A 17,145-nucleotide genomic window follows, 5' to 3' on the forward strand; every position below is an offset into this window, starting at 1 on the left:
CTCGAGGCGTTGAAGAAGACCGGCGATACGAAGTCCATCGACAAAGAAGCCCGCGAGCTGGTGAAGAAGGTGGTTAAGCCGCGCACGCCTAAGGCCGGCGTGCGCTTTGCTCAGCATTCGGATGGCAACGCGTCGCTGACTATCTGCGGGCCGTCGGCGGCCCTGGCTGATATCCGGGATTCCATTGATAAAGACCAGCCCATCGAGTCCGTGCTCAAGCATTGGTTCGGCGAAGAAAAAGCCGCGCAGCCGACGATCACGCTCATGCTCGTGACCACGATGGACAATTACGCCAAGGCCTGTGAGGGTCACGAGGTGTGGTTCCAGTTGTCCAACGGCGCGGTGATTTCCTCGACGGAGCTGGCGACGCGGACCATCAACGACTATGGCTTCCACGTGCTGTTGCACCCGGTGTACGGGCCGGTGAATCTGCATCGGATTTCGCGGTTTGCGTCGACAAAGCAGCGATTGATGGCCATGGGTGAGAATCCCGTCTGCCCGTGGCCAGGCTGTTCGAAGGGCGCGCACGATTGCCAGGTGCACCACCTTGAGGCTTGGCGCAACGGAGGGGAGACGAGCCCGGAGAATCTCACGATTGCGTGCCAATATCACAACGCCGTCAACGAGGTGGATGGTCGCGGGTTCTTAAGAAGGCGCGGAACGATTTACTGGGTGCCACCCAAGGGCTGGTACCACCCGCCGGGAACGCCGGTCGCGCCGGAGCTAGAAGGACCATTGCCGGCGTGGGTGGAAGAAGAAAAGCAACTGCTCGAGGAGGAATTCCGCAACGCCTAAACTCCCCGCACACATCCTGTCTTTGGGCTGTTCACGCCAGGCATATAGCCGGCGGTGCGGCGCTTTCGGCTGCCCTTTGAGCGACCGCCCAACTCATGGCGGGTTCACGCGGCCCCCAACGATAACGCCACTGAACACGCCACCGTCGGCGAGCCCGGCGCCCACGGGCAGACAGTGGTGACCTTTGATGCGACATCGGGGGCGAAGGGGGCATCGGCAAGCAGTGCGACGGACATGCTGTGGCGGCTGGTGCCGGTGCTGCTCGCGCTGGGGGCGTGGGCTAGAACATCGTGATGGGCCGGACCTGGTTGGCGAGGTCCACGAGCGCGTAGCGGTGCCGGCTGAACGGCGCCTGGCGCGCGAGGGTGCGCAGCGTATCGGCGAGACCGTACTGGAGGCCGCGCTGCGTAAACGCGTACTCGAAGAGGTCGTTGGGGGAGGCGGCGCGCTCGAGGTGCTTCTCGCGCAGGAAGTTGAGCCCGGCGGAGATGACGGCGACCTTGATTTGCAGGAAGCGCGGCTCGTTGGTGGGGATTTCCTCGAGGCGGCGGGCGGCGCGGCGCACGCGGGACTCGGTAAGCCCCTGCATGATGAGCTGCAGGATCGTGGTGAGGCGCGCCATGCGGTGGTGGCGCGAGGCGTTCGGCACGGCGTCGAGGGTGGCGACGGCGAGCTCGACTTGGTGCTCCGTGCGCAGTTGGCGCGCGAGGCCGAAGGCGGAGGAGACGGTGGTGGGGTTCGTCGCCCAGACCACGGCGTAGAGACGCAAGGAGTTGAAGCGGAGCATCGTGGGATCTTCGGTGATGTGTTCCCAGATACCGGGATGCTCCTCGAATGTTTCGTTGGGCAGCGCCGCGAGCGAGGTATGGAGGCCGGAGACGGCGCGGGCGATCTCGGCGGGGAGCAGGGCGGTCTCGTGGTAGCCGAGCTGTTGGAGGATGAGCTCGTTGACGGCGGCGATGGCGAGCTTCGGCGCGGGTTCGCCAGGCAGGATGGTGAGCACGTGCGAGAAGTGCTTCTGCGCCTGGACATAGCGGTCGAGGAGGAGCTCGGTGACGCCGGAGAACCAGTGGAAACGCCAGTTGTCGCCGTGGGTGGCGTGGATGGAGTCGAGCCACGCGCGGGCCTGGCCGATGAAGCCGAGGTCGATCATCGAGCGCACGACGCCGAAGGGGATTTCCACGGAGGTCTTATACTCGGGTGTTTGCATGGCCTGGCGCAGGGTTTCGAGGGCTTCCTGCGGCTCGGTGTAGGAATAGCCTTGGAGGAGCGGGGCACCGATATCGGAGCGGTCGAGCAGCGGGGTGGGCAGCGCGGAGGCGACCTCGGGGGAGGTAATACGCACGGTGCGGTCGATGCCGTCGATGAGCTGGTCCGTGCGGAAGACGAGGTGTTTTGTGCCGAAGGTTGTACGCTGCGGCGAGAAGAGCGAGTGCTGCGCCGGGTGCTGGATGCCGTCGCGGACGGCGATGACTTCGCGCAGCACGCCGTAGAGCTGAGTGCGCAGCTCCGTGATGTCGGTAAAACGCTGCGCGGGATCCGGGTGCGTCGCGCGGAGGAGCAGGCGGTAATAGGACAGGTAGTGGCGCAGGACCGGCTCGTCGGTGGGGCTGGGAACGCCGGGTAAGTAGATGTTGTTCTCGTCGCGCGGCAGGCGCAGCGTGAGTGCGGCGAGCGTGCGGCCGACCGTGTAGATATCGCTGGCGACGGAGGGGCCGGCGGTGGCGACCTCGGGGGCTTGGAAGCCCTTCGTGCCGTAGATAAAACCGTAGGAGCCGATGCCGGAGACCGCGCCCAGGTCGATGAGCTTGACCTGGTCCTCGGTCACAATGATGTTGTCGGGTTTGAGGTCGTTGTAGACCACGCCGCGCGCGTGGAGGTAGTCGAGCGCGGGGAGGACCTCGAGGATGTACGCGATCGCGATATCGATGGGCAGCAGGCCGCCGTCCTGGAGGTTGCGGCGAGCACGCAGGGAGGGGCCGCCCACGTATTCCATGACGATGAATCCGCCGGGCACGCGTGCGTCGTCGACGAAGTTAAAAATCTTCACGATTCCCGGGTGCGTGATGTCCGCGAGGAATTCGCGCTCGGCGCGGGCGGCGTCCGTCTCGTCCGCGTTCTTATGGGATTGCATGCCCTTCAACACGACGATGCGTTCCGAGACGACGTGGTCTTTCGCCAGGTAAATCCAGCCCATGCCGCCGTGCGCGATGACGCCCAGGATTTCGTATTGGCCCGCAATCATGTCGCCGGGGCCGAGCTGCGGCGGCGGGGTCTTCCCGTTGTCCTCGGGCTCGCGCAGCGCGTCGTGCGGGTCCGTGGGCACGACGAAGGGCAGGCGCACCATGCCGTCCGCGACCTCGCGCTCGGTGCGCGCCGCGGCGCGCCGCTCGCGGAAGGTCATGAGTGCCTTGTCGCGTTCGCTCGGGGTGAGTGAGCTTGCCGATGCCCCCTTCGCCGCCGCCCCGCCCGGGCGCAGGTTGGTCATCGACTCGATGAGCGCAGCAATCGCCGCGTCCTCTTCGGTGGATCCGGCGTCGTCTTCGTCGTCGGCGAACGGGTCGAAGGCGACGGCGGTCGTGCCGGTGTCCTCGTCGTCCGCGAAGGGGTCGTAGGCGACGGCCTGCGTCGCGGGGCCAGTCGCGGCGGTGTCGTCGGCGAAGGGATCGTAGGGAACGGCCTCGGTGGGTTGGGGCTCGTCGTGGGATGGGTGGTCGCGGTCGGTCATTGGGCACGATCCTCCTGCGCGGGTTCGGGACGGTAGACGGGCGCGGGCAGCGACTGCGCGGGCAGGTAGTCGCCGAACCACTCCTGGTAGAGGCTCGACCACGTGCCGTTGGAACGGAGGCGCTCGAGCGTGGAATTGACCTGGCGCACAAGCCCCGCAGTCTTCGCGGCGTCGCGGGCGACGGCGACGCCGTAGGCCTCCTGGGAGAGCGCCTCGCCCACGATGATGGTCGAGGAATCCTGCGCCGCCATGCCGGAGAGCAGGGCGTCGTCGGTGATGATGGCGTCAGCTTGGCCGAGCTGGAGCGCCATGAGGCAGTCACCCCACGAACGGGTGGCCAGGATGTCCGCCTCCGGCGCCTGCGCCCGGATGATGTCGATGGAGGTGGAGCCGGCGGCGGCGCAGACGGTGTGGCCGGCGACATCGGAAAGCTCGCGGATGGCGCTTGAGGCCGGCACGAGCAGGCGCGTGCGGGTCGTGAGGTAGGGCGTGGAGAACTCGACCTGCTGCTGGCGCTGCGCCGAAATCGTCATGGAACGGATGACGACGTCTACGGTGCCGTCCTCGAGGGCCGCGGCGCGCTCGGCGGAGGTGACGTAGCGGAACTCCACGCGGTTCGGGTCTTCGAAGATATCGCGCGCGAGCTCGTGCGCAAGCGAGACCTCGAAGCCGCGCAGCTCGCCCGACTGCGCGTCGCGGTAGCTGAGCAGGTTATTCGACTGGTCCACGCCCACGATGAGTCGGCCGCGCTCCACGATGGACGGGACGCGCTCCTTCGGCTTCTTATCATCCGGGCGCAGGCTGCCTTCCGCGCCGCGCAGCAGATCTGTGCTCGCGTCCGCGTCCGTGCGAGCGGGCTGTGAGCCCGCGGGCTCGAGCGAGGCGCCGGCCGGCAGCGGCTGGCCGATGCGGGAGGGAGCGGATGGCGCGGGGGAGGGGGCATCGGAAGGCGGGGGCGCACAGGCGGCCAACGGGACGGCGAGGAGGACGGCGGCGAGGCGGCGCATTAGAGGTACTCCTGGAGTCGGGGGCGGATGCCGAGCCAGACGCAGATGATGCCGAGCAGCGTGAGGAAGCCCACCGAGCCGCCGAGCGCCGTCGTGGCCTGGTGGCCGGATTCGATGTAGGAGCGCAGGACGCCGCGCGTGTCCGCGATAAGGCGGGTGAGTGCGTCATTGAGGTCGTTGAAGCTGCCGGCGCCGTCCTCGGTGGACAGCGTGATGGCGGAGTCGTAACGGCCCGCGTTGAGATCGGCCACGAGGTCCTTGTGCGCGCTGGCCCATTGGTTGAGGGCGCCGCGGGCATCGGCGACGGATTGGGCGTCGCCGGCGCCGAGGTCTTCGGCCGCGCCGTAGGAGTCCAGCGCCTGGTGGACGTCGAGGACCGTGGCGTCGAAGTCGACGGTCGCGTCCACGGAGGCCTGGCGGGAGACGAGCATGAGCGTTTCCGTTGTGCGCGCCTGCTGGGCCTCAATCTGGGAGGCGGTGAGCTGCTCCCACGGCGCGGCGACGGCCTCGAAGCGCTGCGAGCCTGCGGCCCAGATCATGATGGTGGCGATACTCACCCAGGCCAGCGCGACGGAGAGCAGCACCGTCGCCGCGAGGAAGCCGCGGTTGAAGCGGCGGCGTGTGAGCCGCCACAGCCACCACTGCGCGGCGAGGAGGAAGAATACGGCGGCGACGAAGCCGGAGAGCGGCACCCATTGCGGGCGGGTGAGCGCCTTTTGTTCCTGCGTCACCTTGGCGCTGGTGAGGCGAAAGAGCTCGCGGGCGTCCGGCAGGATGTCCTCGCGCATGAGCGTCGAGGCGTTGGACATGTAGTTGACGGCGACGGCGTTGCCATCGCGGTGGTTGGCGCGCGCGGTTTCCACCATGCCCGTGTACACCGGCAGCTGGCGCTGGATGTTGAGGATGAGTTCGCGAATGCGCGTGTCATCCGTTGCGGAGCCGAGCGCGGATTCTGTCGCGGCGACCGTCGCGGTGTCGATGGCCGCGCTATACGCCTCGCGGTCGTCGGTGGAGCCCTCGCCCAGCTGGACGAAGCCGGTGGTCGCAATCGTGTCCGCGAGCGAGAGCGAGGTATAGAGGTTGTGCGCCGAGTTATTCATGGGCTCAGTGGAGCTGAGCAGCGTATTGAGGTTCGCGTGCCGGTCCGTGGAGCTGGCCGCGAGCGACATGCCCGCCGCGGCGATGGCGATGGTGAGCGCTAGCGTGACCGCCACGAGCTTGCCGGGCGTGGTGCCGAGGAAGCTGAGGAGGCGCCGAGCCAGGCGCGCCGGGCCGATAAACCACGCGTAGAGCCGGTGGGTGGGACGGTCGAAGACCGGCTGGGAGGGCTCGGTGACGTCATCCAACCACTGATCGGCGAGCTCGGCGTTGGGCGTGGTCATTCCTTAAGGATAACGGGCCGCGGTGGGGTGGCGCGGTTAGTATGGCGGACATGAGCGGAAAATTTTCAGGTGACGGCTGGGCTGCGGGACCCGATGGCATGAAGCTGTGGGGCCTCTATGGTGCGGCGGGGCTCTTCCTCGTCGCCGAGGGCCACGTCCTGCTCCAGCATCGCGCGGCGTGGACCAACCAGGGCGACACGTGGGGCGTGCCCGGCGGCGCGCGCGAGCGGGGCGAATCTGCTGCCGATGCCGCCCTCCGCGAGACCTTCGAAGAGTGTGGCGTCCCCGCCGCGTCCGTCACGGTGCGCCGCTCGCTCGTGACGGCTGGGCCGTTTGAGGGCGACGGGTGGACGTATACGACGGTGCTCGCGGGGGCTTCGCGTCGACTGCCGGTGGTGGCGAATGAGGAATCCCAGGAGCTGCGCTGGGTGCCGTTGGCGGGGGACGCGGTGGAGCAGTTGGATTTGTTGCCGGCGTTCCGGGCGGCGTTGCCGGGCCTGCGGGACGCGGTGGCGGAGTTGGGGCTGTAGTGTTGTCCGCATGATTGAAATTCAAGGGCTGACCAAGCAATATGGTTCGGTCCGCGCGGTCGATGACGTGACGTTCGAAGTCAAACCGGGCGTCGTCACGGGCTTTTTGGGCCCGAACGGCGCGGGCAAGTCGACGACCATGCGGATGATTCTGGGGCTCGACCGGCCGACGGCCGGGCGTGCGCTCATCGATGGCGTGCCGTACGGCGAGCTGCGCAACCCGCTCACGAAGGTGGGCGCGCTGCTCGACGCGAAGGCCGTGCACCCCAACCGCAGCGCGCGCAACCACTTGAAGTGGATGGCGCAGTCGAATGGGCTGCCGCTGTCGCGCGTGGACGAGGTGCTGGGAATCGTGGGCCTCGACGGCGTGGCGGGTAAGAAGGCCGGCGGCTTCTCGCTGGGCATGGGCCAGCGCCTGGGCCTGGCGGCGGCGCTGCTCGGCGACCCGGAGGTGCTGCTCCTCGACGAGCCCGTCAACGGTCTCGATCCGGAGGGCATCCGCTGGGTGCGCTCGCTCGTCAAGGCGCTCGCGGCGGAGGGCCGCTCGGTGCTCATTTCCTCGCACCTGCTCTCGGAGATGGCGCTCACGGCGGACCAGCTCGTGGTCATCGGCCGCGGCCGGCTCATCGCGGACATGCCCACGTACGACTTCGTCAAGCAGTACTCGGGCTCGTCCGTCATCGTGCGCGCCGAGCACCTCGACGCGTTCGCGGGCACGCTGAGCGCGGAAGGCATCGGCTACGAGCGCGGCGCGGACGAAGAAGGCCGCCCGACGCTTATCGTGCCGGACCAGACGACGGAGAGCATCGGTCGCCTCGCGTTTAGCGTGGGCGTGGCGCTCGACGAGCTTTCGCTGCGACGCGCCTCGCTCGAGGACGCGTTTATGGAGCTCACGCGCGACGACGTGCAATATCAGTCCCGCCCGGCGGGCAACCAAGGAGGCCACCATGCTCGTTAATACGATTCGTGCGGAGTTCACGAAGCTCACCACGACGGCGTCGTTCCGATGGACGACCGGCCTGTTCTTCGTCTTCTCATTGCTGTGGGCGTTCTTCACTACGCGGCTGACCTCGCTTTTCGACGGAGCGCCCGCGGTGGCGAGCGCGTCCATCGTGGTCTCGGGCCTGTTGTGGCTCAACCTGTCCGTGCTCATGATTCAGGCGATCATGGTCATCACGACGGAGTACCGCTACAACCTTCCCACGCCGCTGTACCTGGCGAACTCGCACCGCGCGCAGGTCGCCGTGGCGAAGCTTGTGCTCTACGCCGTCATCGCTGCGGTGCTCATGTTCATCGGCATCGTCGCGTGCCTGGGGCTCGCGCAGCTCATGGCGGACGAGGTCGTCGGCTTCGACAACATTTTTGCAGACCCGGTCGCGCAGCGCGCGCTGTGGTCGTACCCGGTGGGCACGGCGCTCATGGTCGTCTTCGCCCAGGGCCTGGCGCTGCTGCTGCGCCAGTCCGCGGGCACGATTGCCGTGGGACTCATCCTGTTCTGGGGAGTGGACAACCTCATTCAGTTCGTGCCGAAAGTGGGCGAGAAGCTCATGCACTTCTCGCCGTTTAACGCGCTGCGCTCGTGGCTCACGGACGCGGCGGGCTCGTGGTCCGTCTTCGCGGATAACTCGCACTGGTACCTCGTCGTCTTCGTGCTCTGGGCCGCCATCCTGTGGCTGGGCGGCGTGGCCGCCTTGGTAAAACGAGACGTATGATTCCCGTCCCCCTCATGCTCACCTTGGCGCTGTTGTCCGCAACAGCGCCTTTTGCGACTGACATGTACCTGCCCGTCCTGCCGCACATCGCTGGCGAGTTCGGCGTCGAGCAGGCCGTCGCGCAGTTCACGCTCACCGGCTTCTTCGTGGGCATGGCCTTCGGCCAGCTGCTTATCGGTCCGGTCTCGGACGTCGTGGGCCGCCGCCGGCTGTTGCTGTGGTCCGCAGGCCTGGCGCTCGTGGCGTCCGTGCTTGCGGCCCTCGCGCCGGGCATCGGCGTGCTCATCCTCGCCCGCATCCTCCAAGGCCTGGGCGGCGGCGCGTGCAACGTGCTCGCGCGCTCCGTCGTGCCAGACCTGCTCAGCGGCTCCGCGGCGGCGAAGACGTTCTCGGTGCTCATGGCCATCGGCGGCATCGCGCCGGCCATCGCACCGGTCATCGGCGGCCTGCTCGCCGAGCCCGTGGGCTGGCGCGGCATCTTCTGGACGCTTACCGGTCTCCACGCCGTCCAGCTCCTCCTCGCGTTCCTCCTCGTCCCGGAGACCGGCGGCAAGGCCGAGCGCACCGGCGGCCTCGTGCGCACGGTCGCGGGCAATTACCTCACCGTCGTGCGCATGCCGCTCGTGTGGGGCTTCCTCCTCGCTATGGCCTTCGGCTTCGGCGCGCTGTTTAGCTATATCTCGGCGTCCTCCTTCGTCCTCCAGACGGTCTACGGCTTCAGCCCCGCCCACTACTCGCTGCTCTTCGCCATCAACGCGTTGGGCATGCTCGTCGCGACCACCATCAACTCGCGCCTCGTCACACGCTTCGGCGCCGTGACCATGCTCCGCGCTGGCCTGCTGCTGTGCGTTGGCGGAGGCCTCATCCTCACCGTCGCCGCGCTTGCCGATGCCCCCTGGTACCTCATCGTTGCCTGCATCCTGCTCGCCACGTCCCCGGTGGGGTTTATCATGGGCAACGCGACGGCGCTGGCCACGGGCATTCGCCGCGAGCTTGCTGGCTCCATCTCCGCGGTCATGGGCTTTGTCCAGTCGCTGTTGGGCGGCATCGTCTCGCCGCTTATGGGCTTAGGATCCCAGCCTACGCATACGATGGCTTTCGGTATCCTGACCTGCGGGATTATTGCGGCGGCTGCGGGTTTTTGGGCTACGTCTCGCCTAGCACGCGAAGCGGGCTAGGGGGCATCGGAAAGCTATTGCAGCGCTGAGGTAAGCCGCATGACGTTGTCGACGTAGCGGCGGCCGAAGCCGCGCTTGTTCCACTCGTCGAGGGTGAGCTCGTGGCAGACGGCCCGGTAGTTGGCACTGAGCTGGGCGAACTGGTCGATGAGATTGCCCTGCGCTACGAGCAACGTGGTCTCATAATTGAGGCCGAAGGAACGCATGTCCATGTTGGAGCTGCCAAACATGCACAGCGGGTTGGGGTGGCCTGGGTCCGCGACGAGGAACTTGGAGTGCAGGACGAAGGGGTAGGGGAACTGGAAAATGCGCACGCCGGCCTCGAGAAGCGCCTGGTAGTACGAGGATTGGGCGTGGTTGACCATGAACTGGTCCGCGGCGGCGGAGACGTAGAGCTCGACGTCGACGTCGCGGTAACAGGCGGTGGTGATGGCGTCCATCATGGACTCGTCCGGCACAAAGTAGGGGCTCACCATGACCAGGCGGTGCTTGGCGTGGTGAATGACGGAGTTGAACATGCGCAGGTTCGGCTCCGTGGTGTAGCCGGGCCCAGAGGGGATGAGCTGCAGGTAGTTCGTGTCCTCGGCCGAGGTGTCGCGGTGGGGCGGGAGCTGAGGCTCGATGATTTCGTCTGATTCGAGGTACCAATCCACGGCGAAGATGGCGCTCAGCGAGGCGACGATGGGCCCGGTGAGCTCCGTCATGTAGTCGACCCACGCGCGGTCCTTCGTGCGATACTGGCGCTGGATCATATTGAGCGATCCGAGGAAGCCCACCTCGCCGTCGACGACCATGAATTTGCGGTGATTGCGCAGGTCGGGGCGGCGGAAGCGGCCGCGGATGAGCGAGATGGGTAGCGTGAGATGCCAGTCGATGCCCGCGTTCGTGAGCTTCTTTCCGAGCTTCCGGTAGCCCTTGTACTTGTAGGAACCAATCTGGTCGAGGAGTAACTTGACCTCGACGCCCCGTGTTGCGGCGCGCTCCAGTGCCTCGTAGAAGGGCGCGGTGACGGTGTCCCAGGATTGGATGTAAATCTCGACGTAGACGTACTTTTCGGCGCGGTCGACAGCGCGGGCCATCGCGGCGATGGCTTCCTCGTAGTCCGCGTGGATGCCCGCGTTGTGGCCGTGCACGGCGGGGAACCCGGTGAGCCGGCGGTTGAGCCTGAGCAGCGACTCGATTTCCGTAGGCAGTTCATCGTGCGGGTGGTCCGGCATGCCCGCGTGGACGTCCTCGATCATCTCATTGGCTTCTTTTTGGATGCGGTGCCGGCGCCGGTTGATATATGGCGAGCCCATGAGCAGGAACAGCGGCAGCCCGATGTAGGGCAGCAGCAAAATGGCGAGCAGCCACGCCGTCGAGCTCGACGGGCGCCGCCCCTCCGGCACGAAGCCGACGGCCAGAATCTTGATGGTGTAATCGACGATGAGCAGAACAAACTGCCACATCGAAAGATCGATATTGAGGCTCATCAGCGCACCGCGTTGAAGTCCGGCAGGTCCAGCTCCGTGATGAGCGGGCAGTGGTCCGAGGTCTTCTCGCCGGCGCGTTCCTCAAGATCCACCCACGTGCGCTTGTCGTGCAGCGCCTCCGTTGCCAGCAAGAAATCGATCTTCATGCCCTGGTTGCGCTCAAAGCGCGCGGACTTGTAGTCGAAGTAGGTGTAGCGTTCTTTCGGCTTGAGCTCTCGCACTCCGGCCTCGAGGATCATCTCGAACGCCGCCCGCTCCGGCTCGGATACGTGGGTCTTTCCCTTGAAGAAGTCGATATCCCACACGTCCTCGTCGCGGGGCGCGACGTTGAAGTCGCCAGTGAGCAGCAGCTTGCCCTTCGCTTTGTCCTCCGCATAGCGCGCCAGGGCGTAGTAGAACGCCAGCTTGTAGCCGTAGTGCGGGTCCGTGAGCTCGCGGCCGTTGGGCACGTAGAGGCTCCAGATTTCCACGCCCCTGATCGTCGCCCCTATCGCGCGCGCCTCGAGGTTCTGCGGCTTGGTCTGGTCCTTTGCGAACCCGGGCTGGTGCGGGAAGCTTGTGTGTACGTCCTCCGGCGCGTCCTTGGACACGATGGCCACGCCGTTCCACTGGTTCAGCCCATGGGCGCTCACGTGGTACCCGGCCTCCTCGAAGGGGGCGCGCGGGAATTTGTCGTCCGCCACCTTGGTCTCTTGCAGGCAGAGCACGTCGAGGTCGTGCTTGCGAAGGAGGTCGACGGCGCGTTCGGTCCGGGCTCGAACCGAGTTGATATTCCACGTGGCGATGCGCATGGCCTAAAGATTACCTTGCTTCTCCCAGGTCGCTATCGAATATGTCTCACTGTCGGCTTTAAGGTTAGAAAAGTTGTTCTAAAAAAGGCTTGACTTTGCTTGGTGGGTGAATATTATCGAATGTGTAAGCGGGAGGAGGTAGAGATGGATAATCCGCAGGAACTGGTCAATCAGATCGACGCGTTGCTGGAGCGGCTGCAGGCAGTCGTTGAGGTTTCGGCATTTGCCGAGCTCTCCCAGCCCATGGAAGAACTTGAGCGCGCCATGGCCAAGAAGGCCTTCGCCGACGCACGCTTTGCCTGGCTCGCACATCTCGCGGACGCTGGCCGCCTGGTCGGTTCCACCCGCACCGTCGACTACCTCACCCACGCCCTCGATATCGATCACGCCACCGCCACGGCCCGCCTCAATGCGGGTCGTTTGCTTTTCGATGCTCCCTCTCCTGACCCCGGGCCCGAACCTGCGGAACCCTCGCCGGATCCCGCAGAGGCGGCGCGCCGCGAAGAAGAGGAGCGCAAGCGCCGCGAGCAGGCGGAGCGTGACGCCGCCGCCCGCGCCGAGGCTCGTGGGCGTGCCCGCCGTGTGCGCGAGTCCAAGCAGCGCGTCATCGACCAGGAGCTCGAGCGTCTTTCGGATACGTGCGATCCGTCCAAGGCCGAACTCCACGCGCTCGCGCTTAAGGAGGCAGGAAAGCGCTCTGAGAAAGATCTGCGCCAGTGGCTGCGCGCTAAGGTCCAGGACGCCAACCGTCGCGGCCGTACCCCGGAGGATCGTCGCGACCGCCTCACGGCGCGGAAGAACCGCACGATCTGGTTGGGCCAGCAGGACGCGGACGGCGGCGTGCCCTTCGGCGGCTACCTCACCGCGGAGATGGCGGCCGCCCTGCGCGCAGCGCTCGCGCCGGGCCGTGTCGGCGGCTCTAACACCGTCGTCGCCCCGGAAGAAGATAAGCGCACCATGCGCCAGCGGATGGCGGACCAGTTCTTTGCCATTATCCGCGGGCATCTTTCGGCACCCGAGCGCCAGGCTCGTGGCATTGGCTCGCTCGTCATCGCGACGACGCTCGAGGATCTGCGCCACGTTGACGCGGACACCCGCTTCGAGACGAACACGGGCTACACGCTCAACGCGCTCGAGGTCCTCCTCGCCGGCGGCGCCGGTTCCGACTTCGCGGTCCTCATGGACGGGCTCACGCCGGTGCCGCTCACTATGGGTCGCTCGACCCGCACGGCGACGCTCGAGCAGCGTCTCGCGCTAGCGGCCTCGGAGCTCGTGTGCTCCGGCCGTGGTTGCGATACCCCGCTGGTCATGAGCGATATCCACCACATCGTGGCCTTCGCCAATGGCGGTCGCACCGATATCGAGAACCTTACTATCGCGTGCCGCCCCTGCCACGTGACGAACAACGACAAGTGGGACGGCTCGGGCGGACTCGGTCACTTCGAGCGCGACCTGCGCACCGGAACCGTGGGCTGGCGCCCGCCGGACGGCGGTGACCTGCAGTTTAATGAGACTCACAAGCGCAGTCGTGCGCCGGGCGAACGTCTCCGGGCCCGCCCCGAGGCCTCGCCGGAACAGACTTCTCCGCCTGGATCTCCGGACGTGCCGGACCAACCGCCGGAAGATGGTGGGCTGTTCGACCTGGGAATTGCTTAGTCGATGGCCCCGCGCCCTGCCCTGTCCAATCCTGCCCACCCCGCTCCGTGCGGCGCCTTTCGCGTGTGCCCGGGGCGGGGTGGTGGCGCTTCGTGCGCCTCTCCGCACATGGTTGGCGAGGGACGGCAGGGGCTAGCGGGCGTCGGTGCCGGGCTCGCCCGTGAAGTGAGCGTAGCGGTGGCGGTGCTGCTCGATGAAGCCGAGCTTGGTGTAGAGGCCCACGCCGGCCTCGTTGGTCCCGAGGACTTGGAGGTAGGCGCGCTCGGCGCCATGCTCACGGCCCCAGCGGAGCATGTCCATGCCCAGCTGTGTCGCGAGGCCGCGGCGGCGCCAGGCTGGGGCGACCTCGACGGCGGAGTAGCCGAGCCAATGTGTGCCGTTGCCGGAATCGGTGAGCGTACCGCGCGTGATGGCGACGGTCTCGCCCTCGCGGGTAACGAGGCGGCCGAAGCCCATGTGGCCCTCGATGCGTGTGCGTAGGTATTCGAGCGCTTCCGGCGGCAGGGCTTGGCCGCGGAAGTGATAGAGAGCCAGCCAGTCGTCGTCGGGTTGGTCGTCGATGTGGAACTCCCACTCGTCGGGACGGTCGGGCAGGTCGCTGAGGTCCGCGAGCGAGCGGACCATGACGGAGATTTCGGGACCGAGCGTCCATGCGGGGTTGCCTGCAACGAGCTTCTCGGCGGGTTTGCCGATGCGTTCGGGCAGCTCGAGGATGAGCGGCAAATCGTGGCGGGTGTAGAAGGCCTCGATTTCGGCGAGTGGCACCTGGGTGAAGCCAGCGGAGGGGCCGAGCGGGGTCGCGGAGTTGGAGCGTTCCGTCACGCCATCGCCGGCGCGCATGAGCCATTGGCCGTCCGCGGTCCACGTGTGTTCCTTGCCAGGGAAGGCCGCGGCGGTGGCGACTTCGACCGCACGGATGTCGGAGTTGCGGACCATGCGCGGGGAGAGCTTCTTCACGATCTGAATCTGCTCATCCGGAATGGTGATGGCTTCGAGCGCGGACGGGTAGCCGCCCACCGCCTGCGGCCGGACGACGAGGGGGTCGAGGGAGACGACGTGTCCGATGACATCGGAATGCATGCCGCCGCCCATGTCGCGGCGCACGACCACGCGCTCGCCCACGCGCGGGGCATCGGAGCGGAAAATGTAGCTCATGGGAAGGCGAGCTTAGTCGTCGTGGCCGAAGGGATCCGGGCCTTCGCCGGGCAGCCAGGTAAGTCCCGGTTCGGTCCAGCCGTTGGACTTAATGATCTTCTTCGCCTGGCGCTTGTAACGGCCGGTAAGCACGTCGGTGTAGACGAAGCCGTCGAGGTGGCCGGTCTCGTGCTGGAGCATTCGGGCGAAGAAGCCGTAGCCCTCAATCGAGATGTCGTTGCCGTGCTCGTCCTTGCCGGTGACGCGGGCCCAGTCGGCGCGGCCGGTGGGGAAGCCTTCGCCGGGCACGGAGAGGCAGCCTTCGTCCTCGGAGCCGTCGTCGGCGGGCATGGTCTTGGGGATCTCGGAGGTCTCGAGCACCGGGTTGATGACACAACCCTTGCGCATGCCGCCGTCCTCGAGCTCGGTGCCGTTCGGGCCATCCGTGTCCGGGCAGTGGTAGACAAACAGACGCTTGTTGACGCCCACCTGGTTGGCGGCGAGACCCACGCCGTGGGCGACCTCCATGGTCTCGTACATGTCGGCAATGAGTTCTTGGAGCTCGGGCGAGGAGATGGGCTCGGTCACCGGCTCGGTGGGGTGGTGCAACACGGGATCGCCGTGGATTACGATGGGGCGAATAGTCATGGCCTACAGTTTAGGCATGAGCTCGCTGTCAGACCTAGACGCCGCCCTCTTAGACTTCGAGGCGCAGGCCCCGCGCGCCGTCGGCGCGAAGGAGGCGGCCATCCGTGAGCGCTTCGACATGTCGCCCGTCCGCTATCACCAGCGGCTCAACCGGCTGCTCGACTCGGCCGACGCGCTCGCCTATTCGCCGCAGCTCGTGGGCCGTCTGCGCCGCGTGCGGGATCGGAGGGAGGATCTTCGGCGCGCCGCGCGCCCCACGGAGCAGCCCGACGGCTAAAGTGACGCATGTGACTAATGTGAATCCTGAGACGAACGAGAAGTCCCCGGCAGCAGGGCTGCCCCTGCGCGGCCTCGCGATGGTGCTCATCGCCGTCGCCGTCGCACTCGGCCTCTGGGCCCTTTACAGCTTTACCCGCGGCGGCAACCCGGAGCCCACGGCTGCCGATGCCCCCGTGGCCGCCCAGTCGCCCCAGGCCCAGCAGCCCCAGCCCGGCCAGGCCCAGCCTTCCGATGCCCCCGCCAACGGCCAGTCCGCCACCCCAGCCGAGGGCCAGGGCGAGACCGGCGCGGACGGCGCGGACGGCGCGGCCACGCCTGGCGCCCCGGCCCCAGCCGGCGAAGGTGACGCGGCGGTGTCGGCAGACGGTGCGGGAGAGGGGGCATCGGCAAGCCAGCGCAAGGTGAGCATCCTCAACAACTCGACGGTGCAGGGCCTGGCTGCCGACGTGTCCAAGCAGGTGACTGACGCCGGCTACGAGCTTGGCGAGGTGGGCAACTTCGCGGATGAAATCCTCACCGAGACCACCGTCTTCTTCCCGGCCGGCGACGCGGTTGCCGAGGCTCAGGCGCGCACCCTCGCAGATAAATTCAGTGGTGTCGCGAAGGAGAATATCCAGGCCTTGCCCGAGAAAGCCATGGCTGAGGGCGCGGTGACTATCGTGTTGGTCAACCAATAGGGTTAAATTTTAAGGGTGAATACCCCGGCTGAAATTTTTGCGCGATCCCCCAAACCGACGCTTGGCGTCGAGTGGGAGGTCGCGCTTGTCGATCCTCAGACTCGCGACCTCGTCGCGCGCGGGCCGGAGGTGATCGCGGCCGTCAATACCGCCCACCCCGAGGTGCACCTGGAGAAGGAGTTCCTCCAAAATACCGTCGAGCTTGTCACCGGCATCTGCGATACGGTGCCGCAGGCGATGGAGGAGCTCGCCCGCGACCTGTCCTTCGTCCGCGCGGCCGCCGAGGAACGCGGCCTGCGCCTGTGGGCCTCCGGCGGCCACCCGTTCTCGGATTTCCGGAAGAACCCGCTGGGGGACAAGGACTCCTACAAGGAGATCATCAACCGCACGCGCTACTGGGGCCAGCAGATGCTGCTGTGGGGCACGCACGTCCACGTCGGTGTGAGCCACGAGGACAAGGTGTGGCCGATCATCAATGCGCTCATGACCACGTACCCGCACCTGCTCGCCATCTCCGCGTGCTCGCCGGGCTGGGACGGGCTCGACACGGGCTACGCCTCCAACCGCACGATGCTCTACCAGCAGCTGCCCACCGCCGGCATGCCTTACCAATTCGGTAGCTGGGCCGAGTGGCAGTCCTACATGCGCGACCAGTCGATTTCCGGCGTCATCAACCACACCGGCTCCATGCACTTCGACATCCGCCCGGCCTCCAAGTGGGGCACCGTCGAGGTCCGCATTTCCGATGCCGCCTCCAACCTCCGCGAGCTCTCCGCCATCGTCGCGCTCACGCACTGCCTCGTGGTCCACTACGACCGTCTGTGGGAAGCCGGCGAGCCGCTGCCCACCCTGCAGCCCTGGCACGTCGCCGAGAATAAGTGGCGCGGCGCCCGCTACGGCATGGACGCCCTCGTCATTACGTCGCGCGAGACGGACGAGCGCTGGGTCAAGGATGAGCTTGCGAACCTCGTCGAGGAGCTCACGCCGCTCGCCCGCGAGCTCGGCTGCGCCGCGGAACTCGCCCGCATCCTAGAGATTATTGAGCACGGCGCCGGCTACGAGCGCCAGCGCCGCCTCTTCGAGGAGACGCGCTCGTGGAACCCGGCCGTGGACCTCGCCTGCGACGAGCTCGCCGCCGGCCACCCCCTGGTTTAAA

16 protein-coding genes are annotated in these 17,145 nt (G+C 66.8%); 9 read left to right on the forward strand and 7 right to left on the reverse strand.

The genetic code is table 11. From position 1 onward, the window contains the following. Positions 1 to 795 (forward strand): HNH endonuclease signature motif containing protein (locus HMPREF0307_RS10760; RefSeq protein WP_066492860.1); only part of this gene is annotated, 795 nt, incomplete at its 5' end. Between the two features lie 280 nt (positions 796 to 1,075). On the opposite strand, the gene HMPREF0307_RS10765 is transcribed toward HMPREF0307_RS10760, so the two are convergent. Genes HMPREF0307_RS10765 through HMPREF0307_RS10775 form a run of 3 tightly spaced genes read right to left on the reverse strand, consistent with a single transcriptional unit; the run spans position 1,076 to position 5,912 of the window. Continuing rightward, on the reverse strand, positions 1,076 to 3,523 hold the full coding sequence (locus tag HMPREF0307_RS10765) for a serine/threonine protein kinase (RefSeq protein WP_066492861.1): 2,448 nt from the start codon (positions 3,521 to 3,523) through the stop codon (positions 1,076 to 1,078). Next, positions 3,520 to 4,530, reverse strand: coding sequence for a glutamate ABC transporter substrate-binding protein (locus tag HMPREF0307_RS10770; RefSeq protein ID WP_066492865.1), 1,011 nt, complete (start codon positions 4,528 to 4,530; stop codon positions 3,520 to 3,522). The genes HMPREF0307_RS10765 and HMPREF0307_RS10770 overlap by 4 nt, the downstream gene beginning before the upstream one ends. Then, positions 4,530 to 5,912, reverse strand: coding sequence for a hypothetical protein (locus HMPREF0307_RS10775; protein ID WP_066492866.1), 1,383 nt, complete (start codon positions 5,910 to 5,912; stop codon positions 4,530 to 4,532). The genes HMPREF0307_RS10770 and HMPREF0307_RS10775 overlap by 1 nt, the downstream gene beginning before the upstream one ends. Positions 5,913 to 5,962: 50 nt before the next feature. On the opposite strand from HMPREF0307_RS10775, the gene HMPREF0307_RS10780 reads away from it, so the two are divergent. Genes HMPREF0307_RS10780 through HMPREF0307_RS10795 form a run of 4 tightly spaced genes read left to right on the forward strand, consistent with a single transcriptional unit; the run spans position 5,963 to position 9,332 of the window. After that, the gene (locus HMPREF0307_RS10780) at positions 5,963 to 6,442 is read left to right on the forward strand and encodes an NUDIX domain-containing protein (protein WP_066492968.1); all 480 of its coding nucleotides are present in this window, start codon (positions 5,963 to 5,965) and stop codon (positions 6,440 to 6,442) included. 10 nt (positions 6,443 to 6,452) lie between these two features. Next, positions 6,453 to 7,400 carry an ABC transporter ATP-binding protein gene (locus tag HMPREF0307_RS10785; RefSeq protein ID WP_066492868.1) on the forward strand — a complete coding sequence of 316 codons (948 nt, stop codon included), beginning with the start codon at positions 6,453 to 6,455 and terminating at the stop codon, positions 7,398 to 7,400. Further along, positions 7,390 to 8,154, forward strand: coding sequence for an ABC transporter permease (locus HMPREF0307_RS10790; RefSeq protein ID WP_066492869.1), 765 nt, complete (start codon positions 7,390 to 7,392; stop codon positions 8,152 to 8,154). The genes HMPREF0307_RS10785 and HMPREF0307_RS10790 overlap by 11 nt, the downstream gene beginning before the upstream one ends. Next, positions 8,151 to 9,332 carry a multidrug effflux MFS transporter gene (locus tag HMPREF0307_RS10795; RefSeq protein ID WP_066492872.1) on the forward strand — a complete coding sequence of 394 codons (1,182 nt, stop codon included), beginning with the start codon at positions 8,151 to 8,153 and terminating at the stop codon, positions 9,330 to 9,332. The genes HMPREF0307_RS10790 and HMPREF0307_RS10795 overlap by 4 nt, the downstream gene beginning before the upstream one ends. Positions 9,333 to 9,346: 14 nt before the next feature. Here HMPREF0307_RS10795 and HMPREF0307_RS10800 read toward each other — a convergent pair whose 3' ends face one another. Then, positions 9,347 to 10,804: a phospholipase D-like domain-containing protein gene (locus tag HMPREF0307_RS10800; protein ID WP_066492874.1), complete on the reverse strand. Its 1,458-nt coding sequence runs from the start codon at positions 10,802 to 10,804 to the stop codon at positions 9,347 to 9,349. After that, positions 10,804 to 11,595 (reverse strand): exodeoxyribonuclease III, encoded by a 792-nt coding sequence (locus HMPREF0307_RS10805; RefSeq protein WP_066492875.1) that lies wholly within the window; start codon positions 11,593 to 11,595, stop codon positions 10,804 to 10,806. The genes HMPREF0307_RS10800 and HMPREF0307_RS10805 overlap by 1 nt, the downstream gene beginning before the upstream one ends. Before the next feature lie 144 nt (positions 11,596 to 11,739). On the opposite strand from HMPREF0307_RS10805, the gene HMPREF0307_RS10810 reads away from it, so the two are divergent. Continuing rightward, positions 11,740 to 13,251 (forward strand): HNH endonuclease signature motif containing protein, encoded by a 1,512-nt coding sequence (locus HMPREF0307_RS10810; RefSeq protein ID WP_066492876.1) that lies wholly within the window; start codon positions 11,740 to 11,742, stop codon positions 13,249 to 13,251. Between the two features lie 132 nt (positions 13,252 to 13,383). On the opposite strand, the gene HMPREF0307_RS10815 is transcribed toward HMPREF0307_RS10810, so the two are convergent. Further along, on the reverse strand, positions 13,384 to 14,406 hold the full coding sequence (locus HMPREF0307_RS10815; protein ID WP_066492877.1) for an N-acetylglutamate synthase, CG3035 family: 1,023 nt from the start codon (positions 14,404 to 14,406) through the stop codon (positions 13,384 to 13,386). Positions 14,407 to 14,418: 12 nt separating this feature from the next. Next, entirely contained in the window at positions 14,419 to 15,033 is a 615-nt protein-coding gene (locus tag HMPREF0307_RS10820; RefSeq protein ID WP_066492879.1) for a peptide deformylase, read from the reverse strand. A gap of 16 nt (positions 15,034 to 15,049) precedes the next feature. On the opposite strand from HMPREF0307_RS10820, the gene HMPREF0307_RS10825 reads away from it, so the two are divergent. From HMPREF0307_RS10825 to HMPREF0307_RS10835, 3 genes are read left to right on the forward strand one after another with little or no spacing between them, the layout of a single operon-like run. After that, positions 15,050 to 15,310 (forward strand): DUF3263 domain-containing protein, encoded by a 261-nt coding sequence (locus tag HMPREF0307_RS10825; RefSeq protein ID WP_066492970.1) that lies wholly within the window; start codon positions 15,050 to 15,052, stop codon positions 15,308 to 15,310. A gap of 10 nt (positions 15,311 to 15,320) precedes the next feature. Next, on the forward strand, positions 15,321 to 15,989 hold the full coding sequence (locus HMPREF0307_RS10830; protein WP_141629094.1) for a LytR C-terminal domain-containing protein: 669 nt from the start codon (positions 15,321 to 15,323) through the stop codon (positions 15,987 to 15,989). 15 nt (positions 15,990 to 16,004) lie between these two features. Beyond that, on the forward strand, positions 16,005 to 17,144 hold the full coding sequence (locus HMPREF0307_RS10835) for a glutamate--cysteine ligase (protein ID WP_066492883.1): 1,140 nt from the start codon (positions 16,005 to 16,007) through the stop codon (positions 17,142 to 17,144). Position 17,145 lies beyond the last annotated feature (1 nt).

The sequence above is a fragment of the Corynebacterium sp. DNF00584 genome, from assembly GCF_001552965.1.
GTDB lineage: Bacteria > Actinomycetota > Actinomycetes > Mycobacteriales > Mycobacteriaceae > Corynebacterium > Corynebacterium phoceense.